The 26329-nt window shown below is 63.1% G+C and carries 24 protein-coding genes and 1 tRNA gene; 14 read left to right on the forward strand and 11 right to left on the reverse strand.

The features are described 5' to 3' along the window. Positions 1-48: 48 nt before the first annotated feature. Positions 49-2049 (reverse strand): TPM domain-containing protein, encoded by a 2001-nt coding sequence (locus CHB96_RS11315; RefSeq protein WP_089246072.1) that lies wholly within the window; start codon positions 2047-2049, stop codon positions 49-51. 205 nt (positions 2050-2254) lie between these two features. On the opposite strand from CHB96_RS11315, the gene CHB96_RS11320 reads away from it, so the two are divergent. The 7 genes from CHB96_RS11320 (at position 2255) to dnaG (ending at position 9729) form a co-directional block, all read left to right on the forward strand. Next, the gene (locus CHB96_RS11320) at positions 2255-3166 is read left to right on the forward strand and encodes an ABC transporter ATP-binding protein (RefSeq protein ID WP_089246074.1); all 912 of its coding nucleotides are present in this window, start codon (positions 2255-2257) and stop codon (positions 3164-3166) included. Beyond that, complete coding sequence (locus CHB96_RS11325) at positions 3163-3945, forward strand: ABC transporter permease (protein ID WP_089246077.1); 783 nt, start codon at positions 3163-3165, stop codon at positions 3943-3945. The genes CHB96_RS11320 and CHB96_RS11325 overlap by 4 nt, the downstream gene beginning before the upstream one ends. A 23-nt stretch (positions 3946-3968) precedes the next feature. Then, positions 3969-5087, forward strand: coding sequence for a sensor histidine kinase (locus CHB96_RS11330; protein WP_245865470.1), 1119 nt, complete (start codon positions 3969-3971; stop codon positions 5085-5087). Then, positions 5084-5692, forward strand: a complete 609-nt coding sequence (locus tag CHB96_RS11335; protein ID WP_089246081.1) for a response regulator transcription factor — start codon at positions 5084-5086, stop codon at positions 5690-5692. Before CHB96_RS11330 ends, CHB96_RS11335 begins: the two co-directional genes overlap by 4 nt. Positions 5693-5828: 136 nt before the next feature. Further along, a complete protein-coding gene (locus CHB96_RS11340) occupies positions 5829-6467 on the forward strand; it encodes a YdcF family protein (protein WP_245865496.1) in 639 nt (212 codons plus the stop codon). Continuing rightward, entirely contained in the window at positions 6436-7740 is a 1305-nt protein-coding gene (locus tag CHB96_RS11345; RefSeq protein ID WP_089246085.1) for a deoxyguanosinetriphosphate triphosphohydrolase, read from the forward strand. The genes CHB96_RS11340 and CHB96_RS11345 overlap by 32 nt, the downstream gene beginning before the upstream one ends. 63 nt (positions 7741-7803) lie before the next feature. Further along, positions 7804-9729 (forward strand): DNA primase, encoded by a 1926-nt coding sequence (gene dnaG / locus CHB96_RS11350; RefSeq protein WP_089246087.1) that lies wholly within the window; start codon positions 7804-7806, stop codon positions 9727-9729. Here dnaG and CHB96_RS11355 read toward each other — a convergent pair. Further along, on the reverse strand, positions 9726-9974 hold the full coding sequence (locus tag CHB96_RS11355; RefSeq protein WP_089246089.1) for a hypothetical protein: 249 nt from the start codon (positions 9972-9974) through the stop codon (positions 9726-9728). The genes dnaG and CHB96_RS11355 overlap by 4 nt on opposite strands. A 135-nt stretch (positions 9975-10109) precedes the next feature. Here CHB96_RS11355 and CHB96_RS11360 point away from each other — a divergent pair. Next, positions 10110-10182: transfer RNA gene (locus CHB96_RS11360), tRNA-Asn, on the forward strand. A gap of 297 nt (positions 10183-10479) precedes the next feature. Then, the gene (locus CHB96_RS11365) at positions 10480-10995 is read left to right on the forward strand and encodes a helix-turn-helix domain-containing protein (protein ID WP_089246091.1); all 516 of its coding nucleotides are present in this window, start codon (positions 10480-10482) and stop codon (positions 10993-10995) included. Positions 10996-11132: 137 nt separating this feature from the next. On the opposite strand, the gene CHB96_RS30390 is transcribed toward CHB96_RS11365, so the two are convergent. The 6 genes from CHB96_RS30390 to CHB96_RS11395 are packed head-to-tail and all read right to left on the reverse strand — an operon-like array spanning position 11133 to position 16604. Continuing rightward, a complete protein-coding gene (locus CHB96_RS30390; protein WP_176444246.1) occupies positions 11133-11723 on the reverse strand; it encodes a 3,4-dihydroxy-2-butanone-4-phosphate synthase in 591 nt (196 codons plus the stop codon). 12 nt (positions 11724-11735) lie between these two features. Then, positions 11736-13316 (reverse strand): AMP-binding protein, encoded by a 1581-nt coding sequence (locus CHB96_RS11375; RefSeq protein WP_089246095.1) that lies wholly within the window; start codon positions 13314-13316, stop codon positions 11736-11738. Positions 13317-13349: 33 nt separating this feature from the next. Further along, positions 13350-13856, reverse strand: a complete 507-nt coding sequence (locus CHB96_RS11380) for a flavin reductase family protein (protein WP_089246097.1) — start codon at positions 13854-13856, stop codon at positions 13350-13352. Beyond that, entirely contained in the window at positions 13853-14713 is an 861-nt protein-coding gene (locus CHB96_RS11385) for a fumarylacetoacetate hydrolase family protein (protein ID WP_089246099.1), read from the reverse strand. Before CHB96_RS11385 ends, CHB96_RS11380 begins: the two co-directional genes overlap by 4 nt. Beyond that, positions 14710-15642 (reverse strand): 4-hydroxy-tetrahydrodipicolinate synthase, encoded by a 933-nt coding sequence (gene dapA / locus CHB96_RS11390; protein ID WP_089246101.1) that lies wholly within the window; start codon positions 15640-15642, stop codon positions 14710-14712. Before dapA ends, CHB96_RS11385 begins: the two co-directional genes overlap by 4 nt. Further along, positions 15639-16604, reverse strand: coding sequence for an ornithine cyclodeaminase family protein (locus tag CHB96_RS11395; protein ID WP_089246103.1), 966 nt, complete (start codon positions 16602-16604; stop codon positions 15639-15641). The genes dapA and CHB96_RS11395 overlap by 4 nt, the downstream gene beginning before the upstream one ends. A gap of 138 nt (positions 16605-16742) precedes the next feature. Here CHB96_RS11395 and CHB96_RS11400 point away from each other — a divergent pair, with 138 nt between their 5' ends. Next, entirely contained in the window at positions 16743-17684 is a 942-nt protein-coding gene (locus CHB96_RS11400; RefSeq protein ID WP_089246105.1) for a LysR family transcriptional regulator, read from the forward strand. Here CHB96_RS11400 and CHB96_RS11405 read toward each other — a convergent pair. Together CHB96_RS11405 and CHB96_RS11410 are read right to left on the reverse strand one after the other, a co-directional pair. Then, entirely contained in the window at positions 17672-18817 is a 1146-nt protein-coding gene (locus tag CHB96_RS11405; RefSeq protein WP_089246107.1) for an LLM class flavin-dependent oxidoreductase, read from the reverse strand. The two genes, CHB96_RS11400 and CHB96_RS11405, sit on opposite strands and share 13 nt — an antisense overlap. A gap of 44 nt (positions 18818-18861) precedes the next feature. Beyond that, entirely contained in the window at positions 18862-20202 is a 1341-nt protein-coding gene (locus tag CHB96_RS11410; RefSeq protein WP_089246109.1) for an MFS transporter, read from the reverse strand. Positions 20203-20481: 279 nt separating this feature from the next. On the opposite strand from CHB96_RS11410, the gene CHB96_RS11415 reads away from it, so the two are divergent. From CHB96_RS11415 to CHB96_RS11430, 4 genes are read left to right on the forward strand one after another with little or no spacing between them, the layout of a single operon-like run. Next, positions 20482-21630 (forward strand): cupin domain-containing protein, encoded by a 1149-nt coding sequence (locus CHB96_RS11415; RefSeq protein ID WP_245865476.1) that lies wholly within the window; start codon positions 20482-20484, stop codon positions 21628-21630. A 26-nt stretch (positions 21631-21656) separates the two neighbouring features. Continuing rightward, positions 21657-22679: an amidohydrolase family protein gene (locus CHB96_RS11420; protein ID WP_089246111.1), complete on the forward strand. Its 1023-nt coding sequence runs from the start codon at positions 21657-21659 to the stop codon at positions 22677-22679. 42 nt (positions 22680-22721) lie between these two features. Further along, positions 22722-23948 carry a cytochrome P450 gene (locus CHB96_RS11425; protein WP_089246113.1) on the forward strand — a complete coding sequence of 409 codons (1227 nt, stop codon included), beginning with the start codon at positions 22722-22724 and terminating at the stop codon, positions 23946-23948. 6 nt (positions 23949-23954) lie between these two features. After that, positions 23955-24887 (forward strand): PDR/VanB family oxidoreductase, encoded by a 933-nt coding sequence (locus tag CHB96_RS11430; protein ID WP_089246210.1) that lies wholly within the window; start codon positions 23955-23957, stop codon positions 24885-24887. Positions 24888-25531: 644 nt separating this feature from the next. Here the strand turns inward: CHB96_RS11430 and CHB96_RS11435 are convergent. Then, the gene (locus CHB96_RS11435; protein ID WP_089246211.1) at positions 25532-26035 is read right to left on the reverse strand and encodes an Lrp/AsnC family transcriptional regulator; all 504 of its coding nucleotides are present in this window, start codon (positions 26033-26035) and stop codon (positions 25532-25534) included. Between the last annotated feature and the right edge of the window lie 294 nt (positions 26036-26329).

The following is a 26329-nucleotide window of genomic DNA, read 5'->3' on the forward strand; positions in this document are numbered from 1 at the left end:
TTCGTTCTATCCGGGGTGGGGTGGAACCAGGGATGGAAGCCGGCCGACCTAGAACCGGCCGCCGCTCGTGCGACCGCCGCCGCCTCCACCACCTCCGCCGAAGCCTCCACCTCCGAAGCTTCCGCCCCCGAATCCACCACCGAAGCCGCCGCCACCTCGGCTGCCTCGCAACACGCTGTCGATGAGGATGCCGCCGAGCACGGCACCTGCGGTACTTCCGCCGGATCCTCCGCGTGGTCGCCGGCTGTCTTCCCAGTCGCGGACGTCGGCCTGCGCGGTCTGCGACGCACGTGCCGCCAATTGTGCTGCGGCTTGGGCATGTTGGAGCGCCTTCGCCGGGTCCGATGCTTCGAGCCTGCGCGCGGCGTCGAAATGCCGTTCCGCCTCGGCGAGGTGGGTCCGCGGGGCAGCACTGACGCCTCCGCGTCGTGTCGAGATGTAGTCCTTCGCGGCGGTGATTTGCGACTGCGCTCCACCGAGGTCTCGTTGCAGCCGAGCGCGCAGCAGGTCCTCCTGAGTCTTCGCTTCGGTGGCATCGTCGATCACTGCATCGAGGTGCCGGTCCGCTTCCACGAGTTGGTTGAAGCTTCCGAGCGGATCGCTGGCCTGGGACGCTTCGGCGACGCGCAGCGCCTTTTCGGCTGCGGCGCGGGCGGTCTGCAGTTCCGGTCCGCCGTGCTGAGCCAACGTGGTTGCGTTGGCGATGTCGCGTCGGACATCCTCGATCGCTGCAGGCAACGTTGCGATCGCATTGCGAATGTCGTTCTGCGCGTGGTCGACTCCGTCGAGCAACGAACGAGCCTGGTCGACGGCCTTCTCCGCGGTCCGGACTGCCGCGACGAGGTCACCCTGCTGCCCAGCAGGTTTGGCGGCTGCGGCACGGCCCAGTTCGATGTTCCGCTCAGCCAGTTCGATGTCTTCGCGGGCCATCACGATGTTCGACGAGATCGACGCAAGTGCGGGTTCGGCGAACTCGGTGTGCAACTGAGCCAGTACCTTGTCCGACTCGGGAACCCGAACGGTGAGTTCGACGACTGCCTGCGTCAACGAATCGAGCGTCGAGCCGGCGTTGATCAGCAGATCGCGCATCTCGTCGAACTCGGTGACGCGTGAGTCGAGTTCGTGGTCGGCACGCCCGCACGACGAGATGATCTGAATCAGCATGGCACGCCGCTGATCCGGAGTCTCGGGGATCGCGTCGTCGAGTCGCTGACGGACTTCGAACGCGGCACCGAGCGCCTTCTTCGCCTCCTCGAACGCGGCGATGAACGGAGCAGCCGTCGTGTCGCCGAACTCCGAGCGAGCAATCGACAGTTCTTCCTCGCTTGCCCGGACTGCGTTGTCGGTTTCGACGAGCATGGAGTGAGCGCGCGCATCGAGGATGTCGAGCGGCAGCGCCGAGAGTGCAGCTGTGTCGGTCGGATCGATCTGGTGTGCCGCTTCGATGCTCGCCTGCTGGTGCTTCTTCTTCCGTCGAGACGAGTAGACGACGGCGCCCCCACCCGCGACGACGACCGCACCCGCGCCGATGAGCCACGGCGTAGCGGAGCCGCCGGACCCTGAGGAGGAGTAGGCGTCGGAGAGGGAACCTGCCGTCACGATCGCGGCTCCTGCCCAGTCCTCCTCGCGGAGTGCAGGTTCGATGTTGTCGGTCTGCATCTCGGTGATTTCTGCGTCGGTGATCTGAGTCATCCCCGTGGGAACCCACATGCCGTAGGAGCGGTCGACCGTCGCGACGGCAAGCAGGACGTCACGGTCACCGAGGCCGCTTGCCTGTGCTGTCGCCTGTGTCCATGCCGACGGGTCGGTGTTGTCGAAGTCGCCAACATAGACGACCCACAATCGCACCCGATCCGAGTTGTACAGGTCGTCGATCGCAGCTTGCACGTCGGCGAGTTGACCGTCGTCGAGCGCTTGGACCGTGTCGGTGATCTGCCCGGCCAGCCGTGACGGCGGATCTGCCGACGCAGGTGTCGAGAACCCGAGCAGAGCCGCGACCCCGAGAATCGTCGTAAGGACACTGACTGCGAAAAAACGCCGGACTGCCATGGAACAGGAATCTACCGGGCCGGTCGAGCCGGGCGGAGGACGACAGGGACCGACGCCCTTACAACACCACCACTCGTTTACAACGCCACCAATTGTTGTGAACGACTGGTGGTGTTGTAAGAAAGTGCCGCCATGACAGTTGTCATGCCAGGATCGTGACGCTCGGACGAGGTGACCGACCAGCATCGAGAGCAGAGTTCTTCTCATGACAACGACACCAGCAGTGCTCCTCGAGCATCTGAGCAAGTCCTACGGATCGGTGCAGGCCGTCGTCGACGTGAGCCTGCGCGTCGAACCCGGCGAAGTGGTTGCGTTCCTCGGCCCCAACGGTGCAGGCAAGACGACGACGATCGACATGATGCTCGGTCTCGCGACGCCCGACGCCGGAACGGCACGGGTTTTCGGTTCGTCACCTGCCGACGCGATCGCGGCAGGGCGAATCTCGGCGGTGATGCAGTCCGGCGGTCTGATCAAGGACTTGACCGTGCGGGAGACGGTTCGCCTGACGGCGGCGCTGTTCGCCCGGACGCAACCGGTCGATGACGTGCTCGCGCGGGCCGGCATCGCCGATATCGCCGACCGACGCGTCGGGAAGTGCTCGGGCGGTCAGCAGCAGCGACTCAAGTTCGCACTGGCTCTGTTGCCGGAACCGGACCTGCTCGTGCTCGACGAGCCGACCACCGGAATGGACGTCGAAGGCAGACGCGACTTCTGGGACGCAATCCGTCACGACGCGGGCCGCGGACGGACCGTCCTGTTCGCAACCCATTACCTCGACGAGGCCGACGCCTACGCGGATCGCATCGTGCTGCTCAGACAGGGACGCGTGGTCGCCGACGGCAGTGCCGCCGAGGTCAAGAATCTCGCATCCGGGCGCACGGTCATCGCGACCGCCCCAGGGATCGACCAGTCGGCGGTGTTGCGACTCCCTGGCGTGGACAGAGTGGAGATCCGAGGCGATCGCATCATCGTCCACGGACGCAATTCCGACGCCGTCGCACGGCATCTGCTCGACATCGGCGCCAGTGATCTGGAGATCGTGTCGAAGAACCTAGAGGACGCCTTCCTCGCACTCACCACCGATCGTTCCACCGACCTCGTAGGGAGTTCGACATGACCACGCTCGCATCACGAAACACGCTGCCGCTGGGTGGATTCAGCCCGACGTTCCTCGGACTCGAGATCAAGAGGCTGCTGCGTAACCGTCGTACGGTGGTGTTCACGCTCGTCATGCCGCCGGTGTTCTTCGTCATCTTCGGCACTCAGTCGGACTACTCGACGAACTACGCGTTCGCGAACGGCAACGTCACCGCGTTCATCGCCATCAGCATGGCCGTCTACGGTGCGATGTTGGCCGCGACGAGCGGGGGAGCGATGGTGTCCGTCGAGCGAGCCCAGGGGTGGAGCCGACAACTGCGCCTGACGCCGCTGCGTCCCGTCGCGTACATCGTCACGAAGATGCTCGTGGCGATGACGATGGGCCTGGCGTCGGTGATCGTCGTGTTCGTCGTCGCGGCGGTGTTCGGCGCGGACATGCCGCTGTGGGTGTGGCTCTCGACGGGTGCCATCGCGTGGCTCGGTAGTTCGGTGTTCGCGGCGTTCGGACTGTTCATGGGGTATCTGCTGCCGTCCGAGAACGTCATGCAGGTGCTCGGTCCGATCCTCGCCGTGCTCGCCTTCGCCGGCGGACTGTTCGTTCCATTGGCCGACACCGGTTGGTTTCCCGCATTGGCGAAGTTCACCCCGCTGTACGGGCTGGCCACGGTCGCGCGAGCACCGTTCACCGATCCGTCGGCAGGCACGCTCGCGATCGCGGCGCTGAATCTTCTGGTGTGGGCGGCGGTGTTCGTCATCGGCGCTGCGACACTGTTCCGCCGCGACACCGCTCGGGTGTGACGGGCCGTACTACCGTGAGCACCATGACTCCAGCCGAAACGGATGCATCCGAGAACCTGAGTCGGATGTCCCGTTTCGGCTGGGCTTTCGGCCTCATTTGGCTCTTCTATCTCGGTTATCCACTGGCAGAAGCTCTCTCGCTGCCCGCGGTGTGGCAGAAAGTGCTCGCGACGCTGGTCATCGTCGCATTCGGAGCCACGTTCGTCGCCACCTTCTGGGGCTTTCGAAATGCACACAGGGCCAACAAGCAGCTTCGACTGCGGTGGGCGTGGGCGGGCCTCGGCACGATGGGTGTTCTCGTCGCAGCCCTCGCGATCATGGTCGGTAGCGAGGCGTTCGGCGCGACGATCTACATGGCAGTTCTCGCCGTGATGACACTCCCGACGAGGCAAGCCTGGACGACGGTCGGCGTTCTGGTCGTCGTCGTGGAAATCGTTCCGCGGATCGTGCCCGACTGGAATCCCGGTACCTTCTTCGCGTTCCAGCTCGTGATCAGTGCGGTTGCCGCGTGGGGGATCACCCAGGTGTTCCGACGGAATCATGAACTCGCCGAGGCGCGTCAGCAACTGGCCGACCTCGCGATCGTCGCCGAACGGGAGCGGGTCGGTCGCGATGTCCACGACATTCTCGGCCATTCGCTGACCGTCATCACCGTGAAGGCAGAGCTGGCGGGACGGCTGATCGAGATCGACCCGGCCCGTGCAGCAGTGGAGATCGGGCAGGTGGAATCGCTTGCGCGCGAGGCGTTGCGCGACGTGCGATCGACGGTCGGTGGTCTGCGCAAGGTCGACGTCGCAACCGAATTGATCAGCGCGCGTTCGGCACTCGTCACTGCAGGCATCGATGCCGACTTGCCGACCGATGCCGACGTCGTGCCGTTGCGGAACCGCGAACTCTTCGGGTGGACGCTTCGCGAGGCGGTCACCAACGTGATTCGGCACAGCGGCGCGCGGACGTGCACCGTCGCGCTTGCCGCGTCGCGCATCGAGATCTCCGACGACGGGTCCGGCGTGGATGCAGTCCCGGGGCACGACGGAAATGGGTTGCGCGGCTTGGCCGATCGAGTCCGGGCAGCGAACGGGACCCTGTCCGTCGGTCGGTCCGTCCAAGGTGGTTTCAGCATCGAGGTGGAGAGGCCATGAGTATCCGTCTGTTGCTCGCCGACGACCAGGCGCTCGTGCGAGGCGCACTTGCCGCGCTCCTCGATCTGGAGTCCGATCTCGAGGTCGTCGCCGAAGTCGGGCGCGGCGACGAGGTAGTCGCTGCTGCTCTCGAACATGCGCCCGACGTCGCGCTGCTGGACGTGGAAATGCCCGGTCTCGACGGGATCGCCGCCACCGCTGCGTTGCGTCAGGCGCTACCGAGCTGCCGGGTGATGATCGTCACCACGTTCGGTCGTCCCGGATATCTGCGACGCGCTCTCGACGCGGGAGCCGATGGATTCGTCGTCAAGGACACTCCGGCCAGACAGCTCGCCGACGCAGTCCGACGCGTCCACATGGGCCTGCGCGTCGTCGACCCGACGCTGGCGACGGAAACGCTGACCGACGGAATCTCGCCACTGACTGCACGTGAACAGGACGTCCTGCGTGAGGCAGCCGCCGGTGGAACCGCAGCTCGCGTCGCCGCTGCGCTGCATCTGTCCGAGGGGACCGTCCGCAATCACCTGTCGGCCGCGATCGGCAAAACCGGTACGACGACGCGCGCCGAGGCCATCCGTGTGGCCGAGAGCCGCGGCTGGTTGTGACGCGCCATGCGTGTCGACTGGGCGTGCTCACAGGCGCGGCTGGCAAACTCGAGGGGTGAACTCGACTCTCGACCGTGATCCGTACGGAGACTATTACGGCGACCCGTACGATCCGCGGGACGCCGAGCCTGCTCGTCTGGGCTTCTTCGGCACGCTCGGGCGCTGGACGACGCGGCTGATTCTCGGTGTCGTGCTGATCGGTCTGCTCGTGGTCGGCGGGACGGCGTTCCGTGTGTGGCAGGTGGCGCGCATCAACGACAACACGCAGGCAGACGCGATCGTCGTGCTCGGTGCCGCGCAGTACTCCGGCACGCCGTCGAGTGTGTTCGAGGCGCGCCTGTCCCAGGCGGCGGATCTCTTCGACGAGGGTGTTGCACCGGAGGTCGTGACCGTCGGTGGCAAGCAGGAGGGTGACCTGTTCACCGAGGCGGCGTCGGGCCGGAACTACCTCATCGAGCAGGGCGTCCCCGCCGACAGCATCATCGCGGTCGAGGAAGGATCGGACACTCTCGAGAGCATCGAGGCCGTCAGCCAGACGTTGCTGGCCCAGGGCAAGTCGTCCGTCGTACTCGTCAGCGATCCATGGCATTCGCTGCGTACCCGCACGATGGCTCGCGATGCCGGCCTCGACGCATGGACGTCGCCGACCCGTACCGGGCCTGCCGTCTACACGCGGGAGTCGCAGGCACACGGAATTGCCCGCGAGACCGGTGCGTTGCTCTGGTACCAACTGACGCACTTCAATGCGGACTTCTCCTACACGGCAGGCCAGTGACGTGAGCACATACAGAGAACACGACTACGAACGGTTCGTCTCCGAAGCGCCCAAGACGGCCGGTCTGGACAGCGCGCAAGAAAACGCGTCGCACCGAAGCGCCTTCGCGCGAGACCGGGCCAGGGTTCTGCACTGTGCCGCGTTGCGACGCCTCGCCGACAAAACGCAGGTCACCGGCCCGCGTGACGGTGACACTCCCCGCACACGGCTGACGCATTCGCTCGAAGTCGCGCAGATCGGTCGCAGCATCGGCGAGGGTATCGGCGCCGACCCCGACCTCGTCGACCTCGCCGGTCTCGCGCACGACATCGGCCACCCGCCCTATGGGCACAACGGTGAGAAAGCACTCGACGAGATCGCCGCCGACTGCGGTGGCTTCGAGGGCAACGCGCAGAACCTGCGCATCCTCACCGGACTCGAGCCGAAGATCCTGGACGACGACGGCACAAGCGTCGGCCTCAATCTCACTCGCGCGTCGCTCGACGCGTCCATCAAATATCCGTGGCTGCGCCCGTCGCCCGGGGCGAAATTCGGCGCGTACGACGACGACAAGCCCATTCTCGACTGGGTGCGCGACGGGGCGCCGAACCGTCGGCGATGCCTGGAAGCGCAGTCCATGGACTGGGCCGACGACGTCGCCTACTCGGTGCACGACGTCGAGGACGGTGTCATCGACGGCCGCATCGACCTGCGGGCGTTGGGCGATCCCGCGGCCCAGCGCGAATTGGCCGATCTGGGAGTCCGGGAGTTCCGGGATCTCGACGCCGAGGAATTGATCGAGGCCGCCGACCGGTTGTCGCGGATGCCGGTCGTCGTCGCTGTCGGCACGTACGACGGGACCCTGTCGGCTTCGGTTGCGCTGAAGCATCTGACGAGTGAGCTCGTCGGGCGGTTCGCCACCGCCGCGATCGACGCCACCAGGCTCGAGTGGGGAACCGATCCGCTGTCGAGGTACGACGCCGACCTCGCGATCCCCGCGATCGTCGCGTCCGAAGTCGCGCTGCTCAAGACGATGGCCTTGCGCTACGTGATGTCCGACGCGAGTCACAAGATCCGCCAAGGTCGCCAACGGGACCGCATTCATCGCGTCGCCGAGTGGTTGCTGCGGTCCGCACCCGCCGAGTTGGACCCGATTCTGGTGCCGGCCTGGAACCGCGCAGGCAGCGATGCCGAGCGCACACGGGTCGTCGTCGACCAGATCGCGTCGTACACCGAGAGTCGTCTCGAACTGGTCGACAAGCGCAGTCTCGGCGCTCAGGCCAGCTGGGGATGATTCGTCGGCTGTGCTTTCGGGTCGTTCCGCAGGCTCCACTCCTGCAGGACTAGACTGCCCTGCGTGGCCGGCCGAATTCCTGAACGTGACATTGCCGCCATTCGCGAACGCACACGGATCGAAGACGTCGTCGGTGACTACGTCTCGCTGAAGCGCGCGGGCGGCGATTCGATGAAGGGGCTGTGCCCTTTCCACGACGAGAAGTCGCCGTCGTTCCACGTCCGGCCCAACCATGGTCACTTCCACTGCTTCGGCTGCGGTGAGGGAGGTGATGCCTACTCCTTCCTTCAGAAGATCGAGCACATCTCGTTCGTCGAGGCCGTCGAGCAACTCGCGGATCGGTTGAACTACTCCATCAACTACGAGGGCGGGGGAACGTCGGTCCAACGTGACCGTGGAACCCGTGCGCGGTTGATCGCCGCCAACTCCGCGGCGCAGGAGTTCTATGCCGAGCGGCTGCGCGAGCCCGATGCGCAGACAGCACGTGACTACCTCACCGAACGTAACTTCGACGGCCAAGCTGCGCTCGCCTACGGCTGTGGATATGCGCCCGACGGCTGGGACACCCTCACCAAGTACCTGTTGGGCCGCGGTTTCGAGGCCAAGGAGATCATCGACGCCGGACTGGCGACGCCCGGCAAGCGCGGAACCCCCATCGACCGATTCCGGCGGCGGCTCGTGTGGCCCATCCGTAGCCAGAGTGGCGACGTCATCGGCTTCGGTGCGCGCAAGTTGTTCGACGACGACACCATGCCCGGCAAGTACATCAATACGCCGGAAACCATGCTGTACAAGAAGTCTCAGGTCTTGTTCGGCCTCGACATGGCTCGCAAGGAGATTGCGAAGTCGCACCAGGCCGTCATCGTCGAAGGCTACACCGACGTCATGGCGATGCACCTCGCGGGCGTCAAGACCGCCGTCGCGTCGTGCGGCACGGCGTTCGGCGAGGACCACCTCGCGATGCTGCGTCGACTGATGATGGACGACAGCTACTTTCGCGGCGAGGTCATCTACACGTTCGACGGTGACGCCGCCGGCCAGGCCGCCGCGATGAAGGCGTTCGAGGGTGACCAGAAGATCGCCGGTCAGACGTTCGTCGCCATCGCACCCGAGGGCATGGACCCGTGCGAACTGCGACAGAAATCAGGCGACGGGTCGGTTCGCGATCTGGTTGCCCGGCGCACTCCCATGTTCGCATTCGTCGTCAAATCGCTTCTGAGCGAACATGATCTGGATACCCCCGAGGGACGCGTCGAAGCGTTGAAGCGGACGGTGCCGGTGGTTGCACGCATCAAGGACGGGTCGCTGCGTGACGAGTACGCACGACAGCTCGCCGGGTGGACCGGCTGGGATGACACCGCGATGGTGTTGGCGCGGGTCCGTGACGAGGCCAAGAAGAATTCGCGCGGTGGGGATTCCAAGGGTAAGCGGGCGTCGTTCGAGAAGCGTCAGTCGCAGCCCGAGGTTTCCGATGGACCCGCGCGGCCGCATCCGAAAGATCCGGTGTTGTGGCCGCAGCGAGACGCTCTCAAATCGGTTCTGCAGCATCCGGCTATCGCAGGGTCGGTGTTCGACTCGTTGCCTCCGGAGACGTTCACTCAACCCGCGTACGCGGCCGTCAGTGCTGCCGTCGCAGCCGCGGGTGGCACGGCAGCCGGGCTGGGCGGGGGAGCGTGGGTCGACGCCGTCGCGAAGAAAGCCGACGGACCCGTCGTGCAGTCGTTGGTGATGGAACTGGCCGTCGAGCACATCCCCGTCGCCGATTCCGCGCTGACGCGCTACATCGGAGGGGTTCTCGCCCGGTTGCAGGAAGTGTGGGTCGGCGAACAGGTGGCCGAGCTCAAGTCCAAAATGCAGCGCATGTCCCCGGCGGACAACCAGGACGAGTACTACGCGCTGCTCGGTGACGTCATCGCCCTCGAACAGTACCGACGCAGCCTGCTGGAACAGGCCATCGGCAACGTCGAGGACGACTCCGCCGCCGGCTAACCCTTACGCAGCTGATCCTGTGGGATGTACAGCTGGGTGTCCTCGTCGATGGGCTTCATCGGCTCGAGCTTCGGCTGCGTGTTGAGAGAGTCCGACAGCTTCTGACGACTGACCTCGATGACCTTCTTGGTCGCGGGGCTACCCGCGACTGCTGCGGCGGTCTTGCGGATCTGCTCGTAGCGACCACGCCCTGCCTTGGCTCCGAGTACGTACGCCGCCCCGGCAGCCAGAACCAAACGAATCATGGGAGTCCCTCCGATTGTCCTCACGCGTGGTCTCCATCCTGCCTGACGAGGGGCGGAGGGGGCGATTTGGTACTCACATGGGTGTGTGCGCTATTGTTTCTCTCGGCCGCACGAGAGTGCGAAGCCACGGAGTAATCCCCTGTAGCTCAATTGGCAGAGCTTCCGACTGTTAATCGGACGGTTGCTGGTTCGAGTCCAGCCGGGGGAGCGCGATAGGCCTCCTGACCTGCATGTATGTGCGGGACAGGGGGCCTTTTTCGTATAGAAACACGTGTTGGCGGGGTCGGGCGGTCAGAAATCCACGTGGTTTCGGTCAGGCGCTGGACCTGGGGCTCTGCGGTCTGTGTTCGCCGGCGTGTCACGGGTTGTCACAACTCGTTCGAAACTCGTCCTGTGGAGGGGTCCCGTCGGTAGTCGGATCCCGGTGGCGACGAATGCTGGGGAGAGTTCGTCCCCGCGGCGTAAGGTATCCGATTGGATACATCGTTTGAGGGGGTAGCGGTTCATGACTAAACGCGGGCTCGTCGAGCGTGCGCGTCGCGCTGCTGGTTTGACGCAGGGTGAGCTTGCGCGTCGGGCGCATACGTCGCGTCCGACGTTGTCGGCGTACGAGAACGGCCATAAGTCACCGTCTTTGGAGACTCTGGAGCGGTTGTTGGGGGAGGCGGGCTTCGATGTCGAGGCTGTGCCTCGTGTGGAGTTCGTGGATGTGCCGGGTGCTCGTGGTCGGGTGTTTCGGGTGCCGACGTCGTTGCCGCGGTTGGCGGTTGCCGATGCGTTGGCGACTGTGGTGTTGCCGCTGGATCTGAATTGGTCTTCGCTGGGTCAGGAGTTCAGGTTGGCGGACCGTGTGGAGCGGGCCAGGTTGTACGAGATCGTCCTGCGGGAGGGTCGTCCGGAGGATGTGCTGCGGTACATCGATGGTGTGCTTCTGGTCGATGTGTGGCCCGAGTTGGTTGTGCCGCGTGATGTTAGGGCGGCATGGGAGTCCGTCGTCGACGAATTGACTTCTGACACGTGAGCGACGCCGGCGGGGGAGTGCTCACGGCGTTCCAGGTTCGAGTTGCCAGGTTGTTCTTCCTGTTGCCTGCCGGTGAGGGGTTTCTTGTCGCAGGTGCCGACTACCCGGAGTCGGGCTTCGCTATCCGGTCCATTCATTCACAGGTAATCCAGCCGAGTAGGCGACGCGCGGGCATCGTCGTCGTCGAAGATCTCGCCGTCGTCATGCATGAGCCGACAGGCTACTGCGGCTGGATAGAAGCCATCACGAACGACCAGTGACAAGGCCGCATCCCACACGGTGTCGACTTCTCCGCACGCGGCACCTTTGCAGCGAATGGGTGAAATGTGGCCAGGGCGAGCCAAATCCGCGTCTGTGGAACTGGCTGAACCGAGAGTCCTCATCGTGAGTGCGCGGTCGGCGCCGGATATACCGGTTGTGACTCCCACTGCGTCCACGGTCACGGTGAGCGGTAGCGTCGATCGCTCCGTTGCCAGTACCGGCTGATCGGGAATCCGGAGTTCGTCGAGACGAGTCGAAGGCATACAAGCGTGTAACAGTCCGGACGAGAAGCGGACCGCGAGACCGATTTGTCGGGCTGTTGCGTGCTGGGCGGGGAAGACCAGCAGAGCGCCGCCGGCGTCGGTGAGAATGTGTGCGCCGGCGCCGGCGAACACTCGGGCGAAACGGGTGCGCGGATCGCTGGTCGAAGCCCTACGGCATGGCGCGGGGACCGCTGTCTGGAACACGATCTCGCCGATCTATCCGTGCTCGACGACGCCGGTCGGCTGCCGAAGGACGCGGCGCAGTATTTTCCCAGAGGCAGATTTCGGGATGACATCGACGAAGGTGACCTCACGAATCTTCTTGTACGGCGCGACTCTGGCCTGCACGTGTTCGATCACGTCCGATCGTGTCAGTTCCGAACCTTCGGAGCGGACGACGAATGCATGGGGTGCCTCATCGCCGTTGCCCAAGGGCTGTCCGATCACGGCTGCATCGGTGATCGCGTTGTGCGACAGCAGAATTCCCTCCAGCTCGGCAGGAGCGACCTGGTAACCCTTGTACTTGATCAATTCCTTGAGTCGGTCGACGATGGTGACTGCGCCCGACGCGTCGACGACAGCGATGTCTCCGGTTCGCAGATAGCCGTCGTCGTCGAAAGCGTCTTGGGTCGCCGATGGATTGTCGAGATAGCCGATCATGACGTTGGGGCCTGTGCAGCGTAGTTCACCGGGCGAACTCGTCCCCGCAGCTGGTTGGATGTGCTCTTCGCCTGTGGCTGGGTCGACGAGTTTGCACGTCATGTTCGCGACAGTGAACCCCACCGATTCAGCGGGCACGGTGTCGATCGTTGCGGGGGCGATGTGGCTGACCGGACTCATCTCGGTCATTCCGTAGGCCTGGCGCACTTCACATCCGAGGCGGGCTCGCACGGTTGCAGCAAGTGCCGCATCGAGGGGCGCCGCCCCGGACAGTACGATTCGCACCGACGTTGTGTCGAAATTCGCCACGCGTGCGTCTTTCCCGAGCGCCACCATCACAGGCGGCGCTACCGGCAGGTGCGTGATGCGTTCGGATTCGATGAGCGACAACGCTGCCTCGAGTGTGAACGAGCGCAAGACGACCACCGTCGCGCGCCGTCTCAACGCCAGGTTCAGCACCACGGACATGCCGTAGATGTGCGAGAACGGAAGTAGGCCCATGACGACGTCACCGGCGTCCAGGTCCATCGCATCCTCGATCTGGCAGAGGTTGGCGATCAGGTTGTGGTGACTGAGCATCACACCTTTGGGCACGCCGGTAGTCCCTGACGAAAACGGAAGAACTGCAAGCTCGCTGCGAGAATCGATGACCGACGCGGTGCCGAGCGGTGAACATTTCTCTGCGGTAAGTGGGATGTCGTCGAGTGCGCGCATCGCTGAGGCGGCGAGTCCTGCGGTTGCTGCGCCCTCCACTGCGGTGGTCGACACAGCTCCGTCGAAATACAGCAGTTGTGCAGCGGCCGTGATGATTTGCCGTGCTATTTCGTCAGCCGTCGACAGTGTAGTGATCGGGGTGACGACGAGCCCGGCTTTGAGGCAACCGAGATAGGCGACAATCCACCTCGCGGAGTTCGGGCCGATGAGGGCCACGACGTCGCCTCGCTGTAGTTCGCGTGGAAGTCTATCGACGAATGTGTCGACGGCGTTCACCAATTCGCCGTAGGTCAGGGTGTCGCCGCTCGCATAATCGAGGACTGCGCGTCGTTGCAGATCCGAGGCGGAGAGGTCTCCGAGAACGTAATCGACGAGGCTGCATTCGGGGATCGTCACCGCGGGGAAGGGGCTGTGGAACGGCATGAGGCTCCTGGCTGAGTTCGTCTGTCGGATCGGTCAGTTTTTCGAGGACAGCTGGGCGTGGGTGCCGAATTGTCGGCGATGGTAGGTCAGCGGAGCAGTCACCAGAGACTCCGTGCGGCGGACGTCGCCAGTGATGATGACGTGGTCGCCGCCGTCGACCAATTCCGCCACGTCGCAGGCGATCCAGACCGACGTGCCCTCGATGCGGGGCAGCCCGGACGAGAGGTTCCAGGGCACGTCGACGAACTTGTCTACACCCTTGGTGGCGAATTGTGCCGCGAGGCATGCCTGTTCGCTGCCCAGAATGTTGACCCCGAAGTGACCGGAAGTCGTGACGGCGCGCAGCGTGTCGGACTGTCGACTCAACGCGACCAAGACCATGGGTGGGTCCATGGACAGGGAGGAGAACGCACTCACGGTGGTGCCGAACGGTGTGTCGGAGACTGATGCAGTGACGACGGTTACCGGTGTGCAGACAGTGGACATCGCCTCGCGTAGAGCAGTTGCGATGTCGGTATTCGAATCGATTCGAGTGCTCATTTCGAACCTGCGCTGTCATCGGCGACGGAGTTTCTCAATTCCATGAGTCCGGGGATTCGGATCGTGAGTTCGTCTCCGGGGGCGAGGTAGCGGGGCGGCTTCTGGCGGTGGCCGATTCCTGCAGGGGTTCCCGTTGCGATGACGTCTCCGGGGGAGAGTTCGGTGAATGTGCTGATGTAGGCGATGATCGCGTCGATGTCGAAGACGAGATCGGCGAGTTTGCCGTGCTGTACCTGTGAGCCGTTGAGTTCGGTGACGATTTCGAGCGCGGAGGGATTCGGCACCTCGTCGCGGGTGACGATCCATGGGCCCCATGACCCGGAGCTGTCGAAATTCTTTCCGGCCGTGGCTTGTTTGCTGTGCAGCTGCCACTCGCGGACGCTGTTCTCGCCCATCACCGTATAGCCGGCAACGTGGTTCGGCGCATCGGTCGCCGAGATGTGTCGTCCCGCTTTGCCGATTACGACAGCGATCTCGCCTTCCCAGTCCAGGGTGTCCGACACGTGTGGGCGGATCAGAGGTTCTTCGTGCCCGACGAAGGACGACGGGAATCGAGTGAACAATGTGGGGTTGTCGCGGACCTCCGTGACAACCTCTGCAGCGTGGGTGCTGAAATTCAGTCCGACGCAGAAGATCTTGCCAGGCTTCGGGATCGGTGGGAGCCAGCGGACGTTCTGAGGGTCGATGATGGGGTAGGCCGAGAGATCGATGGTGGCGATGTCGTCGAGTTCGACAGCGCCGATCAACCCGCACAACCCATCCGGACCTGCGTACCGCGAGATATCGTGAACGACCGAACCGTCGTCGCTGGCGACCGTCAGGAGACTGTCGCCGGAGAGAACTGTGCCGAGCCTCATCGAATTTCCCTTTCACGTTCCATCAGTTCGCTTGCCCGATCGAGCAACTGGTCGACCTTGGTGATGCCGGTGTCCGTCGCCGGGATCAGAGGTGGGCGCACGTGAGCCGAGGCGATCCGTCCCTCGCGTTCGAGGACGAGTTTGGCGGTCGTCGGGTTCGTTTCGACGAACAGCAGATCCACCAACGGATGGAGGGCATAGTGGATGCGGCGTGCATCGTCGTGTTTCCCCGCCATCCAGTACTCGTACATTTCGGCCGATGCACGTGGGGCAATGTTGGACGTGGCGCTGATGTAGCCGATTCCGCCGAGTGCGAGGAGGGGCAGGCACAGAAGTTCGATACCGGACCAGACGAGTAGGCCGTCGTCGGCTGCCTCGATCACCCGCGAGAAGTGTTCGAAATCCTTTGTCGTCTCCTTGATTCCGACGATGTTGTCGATGTCGCGGTGCAGTCGGGCGACGGTGTCGGGCGCTAGTTCGACTGCGGTCCGTGATGGGACGTTGTACATGATGATCGGTAGTGCTGGGTTGGCGCCGGCCACTCGGGCGTACCACTCGTAGAGGGCTTGCTGCGTCGGCCGCGCGTAGTAGGGGGTGATGACGAGTGCGGCGTCGGCGCCCGCGCGCTCGGCGGCGGCAGTCAGGCGTAGGGTCTCGTCGAGCTTGGCTGATCCGGTTCCGGCGATGAAAGGCACCCGGCCGTCGACGGCTTCTGCGACTGTCTCGATGGCCTGTATGCGTTCGTCGATGGTCTGCGCGCTCGGTTCGCCGGTCGAACCGCCGATCGAAATGCCATGTGTACCAGCGGAAATCTGCCATTCGACGAGCCGTCGCAGGCTGTCGACGTCGAGCTGGCCTTCTTCCGTGTACGGCGTGACGAGTGGCGCGATGGAGCCGGTGATGCGGGAGGGGTCAGTACGGAAGTTCATCGGTTGTCTTTCGAGTCGAGTGGGGCACGTGCCACGAGGGCAGCGACGGCGAGATCGGTGAGCCCGGAACCGAGGCCCTTGTAGACGGTCAGTCGGGGATCGTCGGGTCGCGTGACGTCGCGGTCGATCACCTCACCGAGCGACGGCACACTGCTGAGGTCGTTGCCGAAGTGTTCTTTCAGCTCGCGGGAAGCGCGAGTCGCGTTGTCGATGTCGTCGACGACAGTGAGGTCACTGAGGGGAAGAACCGAGGGCAACAGTTCGGCACTCGTGGGGAGAATTGCTCCGACGGCATTCAGGTGTGCGCCGCGGGCCAGCCACTCGCCGTCCAGAAACGGCTCCGTGGCCCGTGTGATCGTGGTGACGATCGGTGCTCCGGTGACGGCGTTCCTGGCTGTGTCGGCGATCTCGGTGCGAATCCCGAGCGTGCTTCCTACCAGGTCCGCGAAGGCTGTGCGGCTTTCTTCTGTCGGGCTCCATACTCGCACCAGCTCGAGGGGACGCACATCATGTATCGCAGCGACCTGGTGGAACGCTTGACGGCCTGTACCGACGATGGCGAGTTCCGAGGCTGCGGGATCGGCGAGTATGTCGGTGGCGAGCGCTGCTGTGCAGGCTGTGCGGAGCATTCCCAGGGCACCTGCGCTCATCACAGCCAGGGTGCGGCCATCGACCGCGTCGAAGAGCGAGAGCAGTGCCGACGCGCCGTTCGGGGTGTTCACCCAACTCTTGAACGCGACGATCTGCTGCGCGGTGTCCACAGCGCCGAGGGAATGGGCTGTGCTGGCAGTGTCGAACTGCGCCATGGTCTTGGGAATCGAGTGGGCGGTTCCACGGTGAGCCGAGACGAGTACATCGCGCAGCGCGATGATCGATGTGCGGCGGTCCACCGAAGCGATTACCTGTTCGTCGGTGAACACCGCGATGGCGTTGTGGGTCGCCGTATCCGGGGGTGACGTCATGAATACCTCTCGTCGTTGAACCGTGGCCGCGCACTCGACAGGCCTCTTCTGTGATGTGAACTACAGTGGTGCGAATCCTGGTATAAATCAATTATCGAAACTTGCATGAAGAGATAATTTTCTGCTTATGGAGGTGCTGTGGACACCCAACTATCGTTTCGGCGGCTGGAAATTTTCCGATTGGTCGTGGACGAACACAGCGTCACGCGCGCAGCCGCGATCCTCATGGTTGCGCAACCTGCTGTCTCTGCGCAGCTGCGTGCGCTCGAATCCTGGGTCGGCGCACGGCTGTTCGTGCGGAAAGGTAACCGGCTGGTGCTGACGGAGGCGGGCGAGCGGACCAACGAATGGGCGATGAACGTCCTTGCCGGTGCGGCGCAGGTTCGCCGCGACGTCGGGGACTTGGCTTCCGGCGATACCGGTCGCGTGCTCGTGGCGTCGAGCATGGCGGTCGGTACATACCTGTTGGCTCCGATTCTGGCGCGGTTGGGCAAGAGTCGTCCGAACGCGGAGGTCACCGTGTCGATCTCCCGTCCCGAGGAGGTGGTGCGTGGGGTGGAATCCGGTGAGTTCGACTTCGCGGTGCTCAATTGGGACGAACGTGAGTTCCCCGAGTCGACCCGATCCGAAATGCTGCAGAGCGTCCGGCTTTCGGTATATGCGACCGACAGTCTGGTTCCCGACGGCACTACCCTCACGATCGAACAGGCCTTGGCGTTGCCGCTCGTCGGTGCTCCGCAGGAGGTCGTCTATCAACGAAACTTGGTGGCGCAGTTGCGCAACGACGGGTTCGACGAACCGCATTTCGTGATCCGCCTCGGGCATTCCGAGGCCATGGTCCGCGCCGCAATCGAGCATGATTGGGCTCTCATCGCACCGGCTTATGCGGTCGGGGCGGAGAGTCCATTACACCCCGTCGATGTTCCGGGGTTCGATCTCGAGGAGCGGATCGTGCTGGTATATCGACGAGACAAGCATTTTTCGCCGCTGCAGGAAGCCGCGCTCGATGCGATCCGGGCGGGCCTCGACTCCGCGTCGGGAGCTTCCGGCGCGGAGTCGATTACCGGCTACCAGGAGTAGTTCCGTTCCGATGGCGGCGACCAGATGCCGGCCTCGCGCAAGATGTCGAGCACCGGGCTGAACGACTTGAGCTCGTCCGGACTCCAGAGAGGAAAGTTGACCAGCAGGTTGGTTGCTCCGGATGTCGACTTCAACGAGATGAGTTCTTCTGCAACCTTTTCCGGGGTTCCGACGAACTTGAGCATCGACCCTGCTCCACCGAATGCCTTGGTTGCTTCCTCGGGGCCCATCTTCTCGTACATGGCGCGTGAGGATTCGATCGATCCGAGGACGTCGGCTGCGATCTCGGCGGTCGCGTCGACGTTCAACGTCGTCAGCAACTGTTCGAAAACCTCTTCTGCTTCGCCGTCGCCGTCGCGTATCAACGCCATGGAGAATGGGCAAAGGCCGACGGTTCGACCGTTCTGCTCTGCGAGGTCGTTCAGCCGAGTTCCCGTCTGTGCGACCATGTCCGGTGTATTTCCCATTGCCACCAACTGGTCGCAGTACTGCGATGCGAACGCTGTCCCGGCGGGCGACGCGCCTGCGCTGACCAGCAGCGGCCGCGGTTGCTGCGTAGGCCTGGGCAGCTTGATCCGCCCCGTTGTTCGGTAATACTCGCCCACGACATCGATCGGTTCGTGTTCGCTCCACAACGAGGTGACGATCGAGACGAACTCCGCGGCCATCCGGTAGCGCTCGTCGTGCTCGATGAACTCCTCTCCGAACAGTGCTGCCTCGGCAGCGCTGAAACCGGTCACGACGTTCCAGCCCCACCGTCCATCGCTGAACGCGTCGAGTGTCGCGCCCATCCGAGCAACGTGAGCGGGCTTGTGGTGCGTTGTGTGGAACGTGGAGACGACTCCGATGCGCTCCGTCGCGGCGAACAACGCCATCGCCAGCAAAGGTGCGTGATAGGCAGGGCTTTGGTGTCCCGCGGCTTCTGCTGCGCGCTGGTGACCGGACCAGTTGTCGGCGATGAACAAGGAGTCGAATCCGACACCTTCCGCAGCTTGGGCAAGTGCCAGCAGATTCTTCTTGTTCATCTCCGGACGGGTACGCGCGGCCTCGTCGGAGTACAGAAAGTTGGTCTTTCCGGAGGGAAAGAAGTATCCGAAGTGCAGCTCGGAGGGATCGGCGGACTGTGGTTTCATGTCGGACCTTTCTCGATGGACATTGCGGAGTGCTGGTGTGCTGCCTATCGGGCAGTCTTCGCGAAATCGTGGCCCGCGGTTTCCGGAGTGAAATACATGACGACGGCGCCCAATATGGCGGCGCCTGCCAAGTAGCCCGGGAAGACGTAGCCATAGCCGTTGCCGGCGAGCCATTGCTGGAGATACGGCGTCGGCCCCGCGAACACCACTGCAGACAGCGCATAGGGGAGAGCGATGCCGGTAGCACGCACTTCGGTGGGGAACAGTTCGGAGAAGAGGGCCGGCAGTATCGAGCCGACCAGAGCGAACAACGACAGCATGACGGTCATTGCGATCGCGAATCCCCACGCGCCCTGGCGGGCAAGGTGATCCATCGGATAGGCCATGACGGCAACGCCGACACCGAAAAGGAAGAAGCTTCCTCGTCGTCCGATTCGGTCCGACAATGCACCCGCGGCCGGATATGCGAACACGCTCACCGTCAACGCGCCCACACCCGCCCACAGTGCTTGCGTGGCATCGATTCCCGAGATCTTGATCGCCGTCGTTGTACTCGCCACGCCCCAGGCATAGTACAGAGCAGACAGAGACGCCATCACCAGGAATACTCGGATCCCCGACGAGCGATACGTCCACAGGCCTGCCGCCAGGCTTCGGCGTGCGGTGGGATGCTCGTCGACCAATTCGGTGAAGGCGTGAGATTCAGGCATGCGGCGACGCATGACCAGCGTGGTCACGCCCAGTACGAACCCGAGGGCGAACGGTACTCGCCAGCCCCACGCCGACATCGTCTCCGGCGCGAGTGCCGTGTTCAGCAGGGCGCCGATCAATGTCGCCGCGATGATGGCGGCAGTGAACGACACGTAGATGGCCGAGGACCAGAGGCCTCGTCGACGGGGAGGCGCTACTTCGGCAACATAGGTGTATGCGGAGGCGACTTCGCCCGTGTGGGCCAAGCCCTGCAACAGACGCGCCAGCAGGAGTACTGCACCGGCGCCGAACCCGGCGGTGTCGTAGGTGGGGACAGCAGCGATCAATGCCATTCCCACTGTCGCGCACCCGATGGCCGCCATCAGAGAGGACTTTCGGCCGAACTTGTCTGCCCACCAACCGAACAGAACCCCACCGAAGGGACGCACCAAGAATCCTGCGCCGAACACGACGAAGGTGGACAGAAGTGCCGACGTCGGATCGGCCGGGTCGAATACCTGGGTTGCGAAGAACGGAGCGAACACCGCATACACGGCCCAGTCGTAGCCCTCCAGGGCATTGCCGAGCGAGACCCCGATCAGAGATCGTCTCTTCCGTGGTAACTCGTCGGCAGTCTGGGTGGTGATTGCGGACCCCGGAATGGTTTGCAGGGGTGCGGGCACTGTGGGCTTCATTCGTCCTCTTTCCGGAAGCAGATTCCGCAGGGACGCATACGGTTGAACACCGGCGGTCGACCTGTGGTGTGGATCACGCTACCGGTCAGGGGCGGTGTGAGCCCAATAGCAAATTCTGGATGCGGCCATCATCGGAAACGTATGAGTCGGCGCGCCTCGCCATATCGAATCGCTTATGACGTGATCGTCGAAAACGTCTTGGACCGAATGCGCGCACCGGCCTAACGTCCTGGGAAGGCGCCTCGAAAGAGACGCATACCACTACGAGGAGGATGGTCGATGACGGTCACAGAACCCACTGGCCGCAGCATTGTGTCGGACTCGGGCGTCCGGTTGTCCGATGTCAGCGGCGCAGATTTCGATCTGCCGACACCCTTTGCGCCGATCAAGGTGTCGCGCAACGAGATCGACGAGATCATCGCGCGTTTGGCGGACGGTCCGCGACCTGTCAACGGAAGGCGCGCGGCACTGCTGATTCATCCGGAATCGACGCTCCAGGGATTCGCACCTGGCATCGACGTAGCCGTCGAGGTGCTGCTGCCCGGCGAGCAGACGCAGCAAATCCGGCGGAATTCCACGCAAGTTCACATCTGCATCCACGGGATCGGGGCCGTATCCGCCGACGGAGCTGAATTCCGCCTGGCCGAACACGACGTGTGCACGATCCCGTCGATGAAGCCTTATCGGTTCACGAATGACAGCGACAGTATCTGGGCCCGCCTTGCGTACTCGAACGCGCCGTTGCTCGCCCAACTCGGAACTCATTACTTCGAACCGGTGTCGGACGGCTGGAAATCGACCGCACCCGTCGACGGTCCCATCGACATGGACGAGCCCGTCGCTGTCGGTGTCGGATCGGCGCCGGACCATGTCGTCTCTCCTGAAGGCGCCCGGCTGCGGGGGTACGAGTTCCTCGTCGACATCGAGCCGATTCCGGACCGGCCGCTTCACTGGCCGTACGAGAGAACGTCGGCCCTGATGTCGCAGAAGCCCGGTGACGGCGAACGCACCATCATGGCCCTCTACAACCCCTCCACGCACCGTAAGCAGGGGGCGACCAGCAGCTTTTTCGTGACTCTTTCTCAGATTCCACCGGGCCACAAGCTGCACGCCGAAGGCCGTGGTCATCGACACAGCTCCGTCGCGATCAACTATCACTTCAAGGGTTCGGGGTACTCCATAGTCGACGGTCAGCGGATCGACTGGGAGCCAGGCGATCTCCTGCTCTCGGCTCCATCGTGGCGCGAACACGCCCACTATCCCAGCGAAACTGGTGTGAGTGCGTACACCGTGCAGGATCATCCCCTTCATATCGGGATGGAATCGCTTGTGTGGCAAGAAGAAATGGATGGGCCGATCCTCGCGCTCGGTACCGAGGCCGGCCAGACCGGATATGTCGCTCCGCGCAATTGGGACGATGAGGATTAGATTTCAAACCGAGCTGAAGGAATTCGATGACAAACGAAATCGAAGAACCGATCGATCCCGGTATTCGCATCGTCGATGCACATCATCATCTTTTCGATCGCCCGAATCCGGTGGTCGGCAGGGTGATGCGGCGGCAGCGATTTCTCATCGACGACTACACCGAACTTGTATCGAGCGGCCACAATGTCGTGGCCACCGTGGTCGTGGAATCCCAAACGATGTATCGCGGTGATGGGCCCGAGGAATTACGTACCGTAGGGCAGACCGAGTTCTTCGACGGACAGGGTGCAATGGGAGCGAGCGGCTCCTACGACAAGGTCAAGGTCGCAGCTGGCATCGTCGGCCAAGCCGACTTGCGATTTTCCAACGCGCGCGCCACGTTGGAAGCCCATCTCGAAGCTGCACCGCACAGATTCAAAGGTATTCGCCAAGAGGCGTTGTGGGACGAGGACGCTTCGATCCTCGTCGGCGTGTTTGACAACGGTCCGGGGATGTATCTGGACCAGGATTTTCGCCGCGGGTTCGCCCACCTCGCACCGCTCGGTCTGACGTTCGATGCATTCGTGCTCGCACCGCAGCTTCCCGACATCGTCGACCTCGCACGGGCATTCCCGGAAACGTCCATCGTGCTCGATCATCTGGGACATCCTCTGGAAGTAGGTCGACACGCAGCACGTATGGAAGAAGAACGACCGCAATGGGAATCCGACATGCGCGCGATCGCTGCATGTGAGAACGTGACCGTGAAAATGGGTGGCCTCGGGTCGTTCATGTCGGGGTCGTCGACGTTCCTTGCGAATCCACCAGCGACGTCCGAGCAGCTCGCGGCCGAGTGGCGGCCATATGTGGAGACCACTGTCGAGCTGTTCGGGGCTGACCGAACGATGTTCGAGAGCAACCTTCCCACCGACGGTTCCGGCCCGTTCGCGCATGTCTGCAACGCCTACCAGCGGCTGACCGCGCAGTGCTCGCAGACGGAACGCGAAGCGATTTTCGCGGGCACGGCAACACGGGTGTACGGGCTCGAAGACGTGGTGCTGCATGTGTGATCTCCGCACCTCCCACCGACGATATACCGAAGGATCGCCACCATGAGTACCGAGACACCAACATTTCCAGTCGATTTCACGGACCCTGCTTTTCTGGCCGGGGACCGGACGGAGGCATATCGGACGCTGCGAGATCTCGGCACCATCCCGTGGCCGGCTATGGGCCCGGCGTGGGTCGTGAGTCGACACAACGACATTCGCGACATCGTGCGAACGACGACGACACGGGTGCATCCTGCCGGAGCGACAGCTCCGCCGTGGCTCGACGATGGGCCCGCCTTGAACAGGCTACGTGCCAATCTGGTTCAGACCGACGAGCCCGAGCACAGCAGGCTTCGCAATGTTGTCGGTCCACTGTTCATTCCGCGGCGTGTTGCGCAATTCCGCGAGTTCGCAGCGATTTCGGTTTCGAAGGCCCTGTCACGGGTGCCTGACGGGGACGTGATCGACGCCGTACAGCAGATAGCGGTCGACATACCTCGCGGTGTCATCTGTCAATTTCTCGGAATTCCGGAGGCGGACTGGACCCGTCTGACCGCGAATCAGCACGACTTCCTGATGATCTTCTCTCCAATTCCTTTGGGAGAGAAGCAGAAGGAAGCACTGAACGCGGTCACTTCCTTCTACCTCGACTACTTCGACAGCTTCCTGGGCAGCCGTCGGGCGGAGGAACACAGTCCGTACGTTCGGCTCCTTCTCGAAGCGGAAGCGCGCGGCGAGCTCTCTCATCTCGAAGTGCTGTCGCTGATTCATACGGTTCTCGATGCCGGATACGAGACGACGCGAACATCGATCTCGAACATCATCGAAATTCTGGCTGGGGATCCGGAGATCTTCGCTCAACTGAAAGGCGACCCGGGATTGGTGGAATCGGGGACCGAGGAACTGCTTCGATTTCGAACACCGCTCCACGTTCGGGAGCGATTCTTGGTCGAGCCCTTCACTGCTTCCGACGGCACCGTGATTCCGGCCGGAGGCCATGTGGTTCTCATGCTGGCAGCAGGCAATCGTGACGGAACTGCATTCGAGAACCCGGACTCCATCGAATTGGGACGTAGCAATGCGGGTCAGCACCAGGCGTTCGGTGGCGGACTCCACCACTGCCTCGGTGCGCCGATCGCGCGCCTTCAGATCCAGGAGACGCTCAAGGGGCTGATCGCTCGTTTCGATCGCATCGAAGCAGTCGGAGAAGGTATTCGGTTCCCGGACTTGATCTTTCCCGCATTGACGACGCTGCCGGTCGTGCTGCACGCCACGAAGGTGGACTGAGTGACCGTGGCTGATCTGAAGCTGACCATAGCGTCGAAGACACTGCTGGCTGACGGTATCGTTCAGCTGGATCTGGCGTCGAGTGGTGTCGAACTGCCGACGTGGGACGCGGGTGCACATATCGACCTTCAATGCGGATCGTTCGTGCGTTCGTACTCACTTTGTGGAGATCCTGCAGACCGCACCCTGTACCGGATTGCAGTTCTCCGTGAGATGGAGGGTCGCGGCGGGTCTGCGTTTGTACACGACAAGCTGGAGGTGGGGGATGTCGTCGGAGTATCGTTGCCGCGAAATCACTTTGAGCTGGCCGAGGCGGACCGCTATCTCTTCGTCGCTGGTGGTATCGGCATCACTCCGATCGTTCCGATGATCGCTGCAGCTGAAGATCGTAGTATCCCGTGGGCCCTGCACTACGGAGGGCGATCGCGATCGTCGATGGCATTCGTCGACGACCTCCAGCGGTACGCAGAGTCCGTGAGTGTTTACCCGGAGGACGAGCTGGGCCGACTACCACTGGCCGAAATTCTCGGTGATGCCTCGGCGGCTGCGAAGATCCTCTGCTGTGGACCACCAGCCTTGCTCGACGCGGTGGCAGCGGCCTCGGCGCATTGGCCTGCGGAGTCGCTACATGTCGAGCGGTTCGTGCCGAAGGACGTCTGCAACGTATCGAACCGCAGTTTCGACGTCCATCTCGCACTGCGCGGTACCTCGCATCATGTCCCCACCGGTAGCAGCATTTTGGAGGTACTCGACGATGCAGGGATCCCTGTGGCCGCTTCGTGCAGAGTCGGCACGTGTGGAACATGTGAGGCCACGGTCGTCGATGGAATCCCTGACCACCGTGATTCGGTGCTTACCGCCGAGGACCAGGCAGAGGGTCGGTACATGATGTTGTGCGTTTCGCGCGCGCTGACCGCGGATATCACTCTCGACCTTTAGCCGCTGGGTGATGGTAGCGGTCAGGAGTGCCCCCGGAAGATCGTCACCGTCAATTCCACGGCGAGCACTCAACCGATTTCGGCGATCAGTATGTCGAGCGCGGTCATGCCGCCGGACTCGGACATTGCGTCCAACGTGTACATCACGGCGATGACGGAGGTATAGGAAAATTCGGGGACTGGAGCGACTTTCCTCGGCCGAGGCAGATAGCGGCGTTTGTCGATTGCGTCATGATGTCGACGTCATTGCCGAACATTCAGCTGAACAGCTCCATGCGCGATAGGCACTGGGCGGTTGTAAGCGACGGCTCTCAGGTCAAGCGGCAGCTGACACCACACGGTCCCTCTCCACCAGTTTGGGTGTCACACAGTTGTCACGAGTGGGTGCGGGCGGGCGTGGATTCGGGTGGTCACAGAGTCTTCATGCTCCCCGTCACGCCAGTGAGTTCGTATGGGACCACCGACGTTCGGAACGTAGTCTTCGGTTGCTCGGACGGATGGAGCTGCGAACGTGTTCGGGCTGTGGTCTGTTCATCGACGACAAATATCCCGCTGCTGCGGAATGGTGCATATGTTGTGGGCTGTAGTCCCGCGCCTGTTGGTCGATCGCAGATTGCTTCGAACCGGCGTCTTCGGTTCGAGCGCTTACCGAGGGGCGGGGGTTGAGCGTCCCCATCCTTGCTGCTGGCCCAGGTGTTCGAGTAGTGGCTGTATTCGGTAGGGCAGGGGTGTTGTGAGGGCTAGCGTCGTATTGGAATGGGACACGCCGGTGATTGACACGACTTCTTGGATGAGGTTCTGCAGATCGGCTTGAGTGGCGGTGGCGACTCTGACGAGTAGGTCCTCGCGTCCGGTCGTCGCGTGGATCTCCAATATTTCGGGCATCGAGGTGAGGGCATCGACCACAGCGCGCAGTTGGCCCTGCTGTAGTTCCAGTGCCATGAAGGCTTGGACCGCGATACCGATCTCGGTGAGGTCGAGCTCGGGCCGGAATCCAGACAACAGGTGATCGTCTGTCATCCGTGTCAGGCGCGCCTGGACAGTGTTGCGCGCTACGCCCAGGGTCGAGGCCAGTTCGACGATTCCAGCGCGAGCGTTACGGGCAAGAACTCCGAGGAGTTCGATGTCGAGTCGGTCGATCTTGAGCATAACTATCAACTCCACAGGTGATCTGGCTTACTCAGTGAACCATTCGTTTAGTTGGTATCAGTTTAGTTGATCGCATTGGGAACCTTATGCAGGCTGGTAGCAGCACTCTGCTCATCCGCGCACGCTCAGGTATCCGATGGAGTCCCGTATGACCCAGGTCAGTCAGCCCCGCCCGACATCCACTGCAGTCGATTTGGCGGATCGGTATCGCGTCGATTCTGGACCGGTTCTGATGACGGGCGTGCAGGCGATTGCACGTCATTTGGTGGAACAGCACGAGCGTGACAGGCGTGC

Source organism: Rhodococcoides kyotonense (assembly GCF_900188125.1).
Lineage (GTDB): Bacteria > Actinomycetota > Actinomycetes > Mycobacteriales > Mycobacteriaceae > Rhodococcoides > Rhodococcoides kyotonense.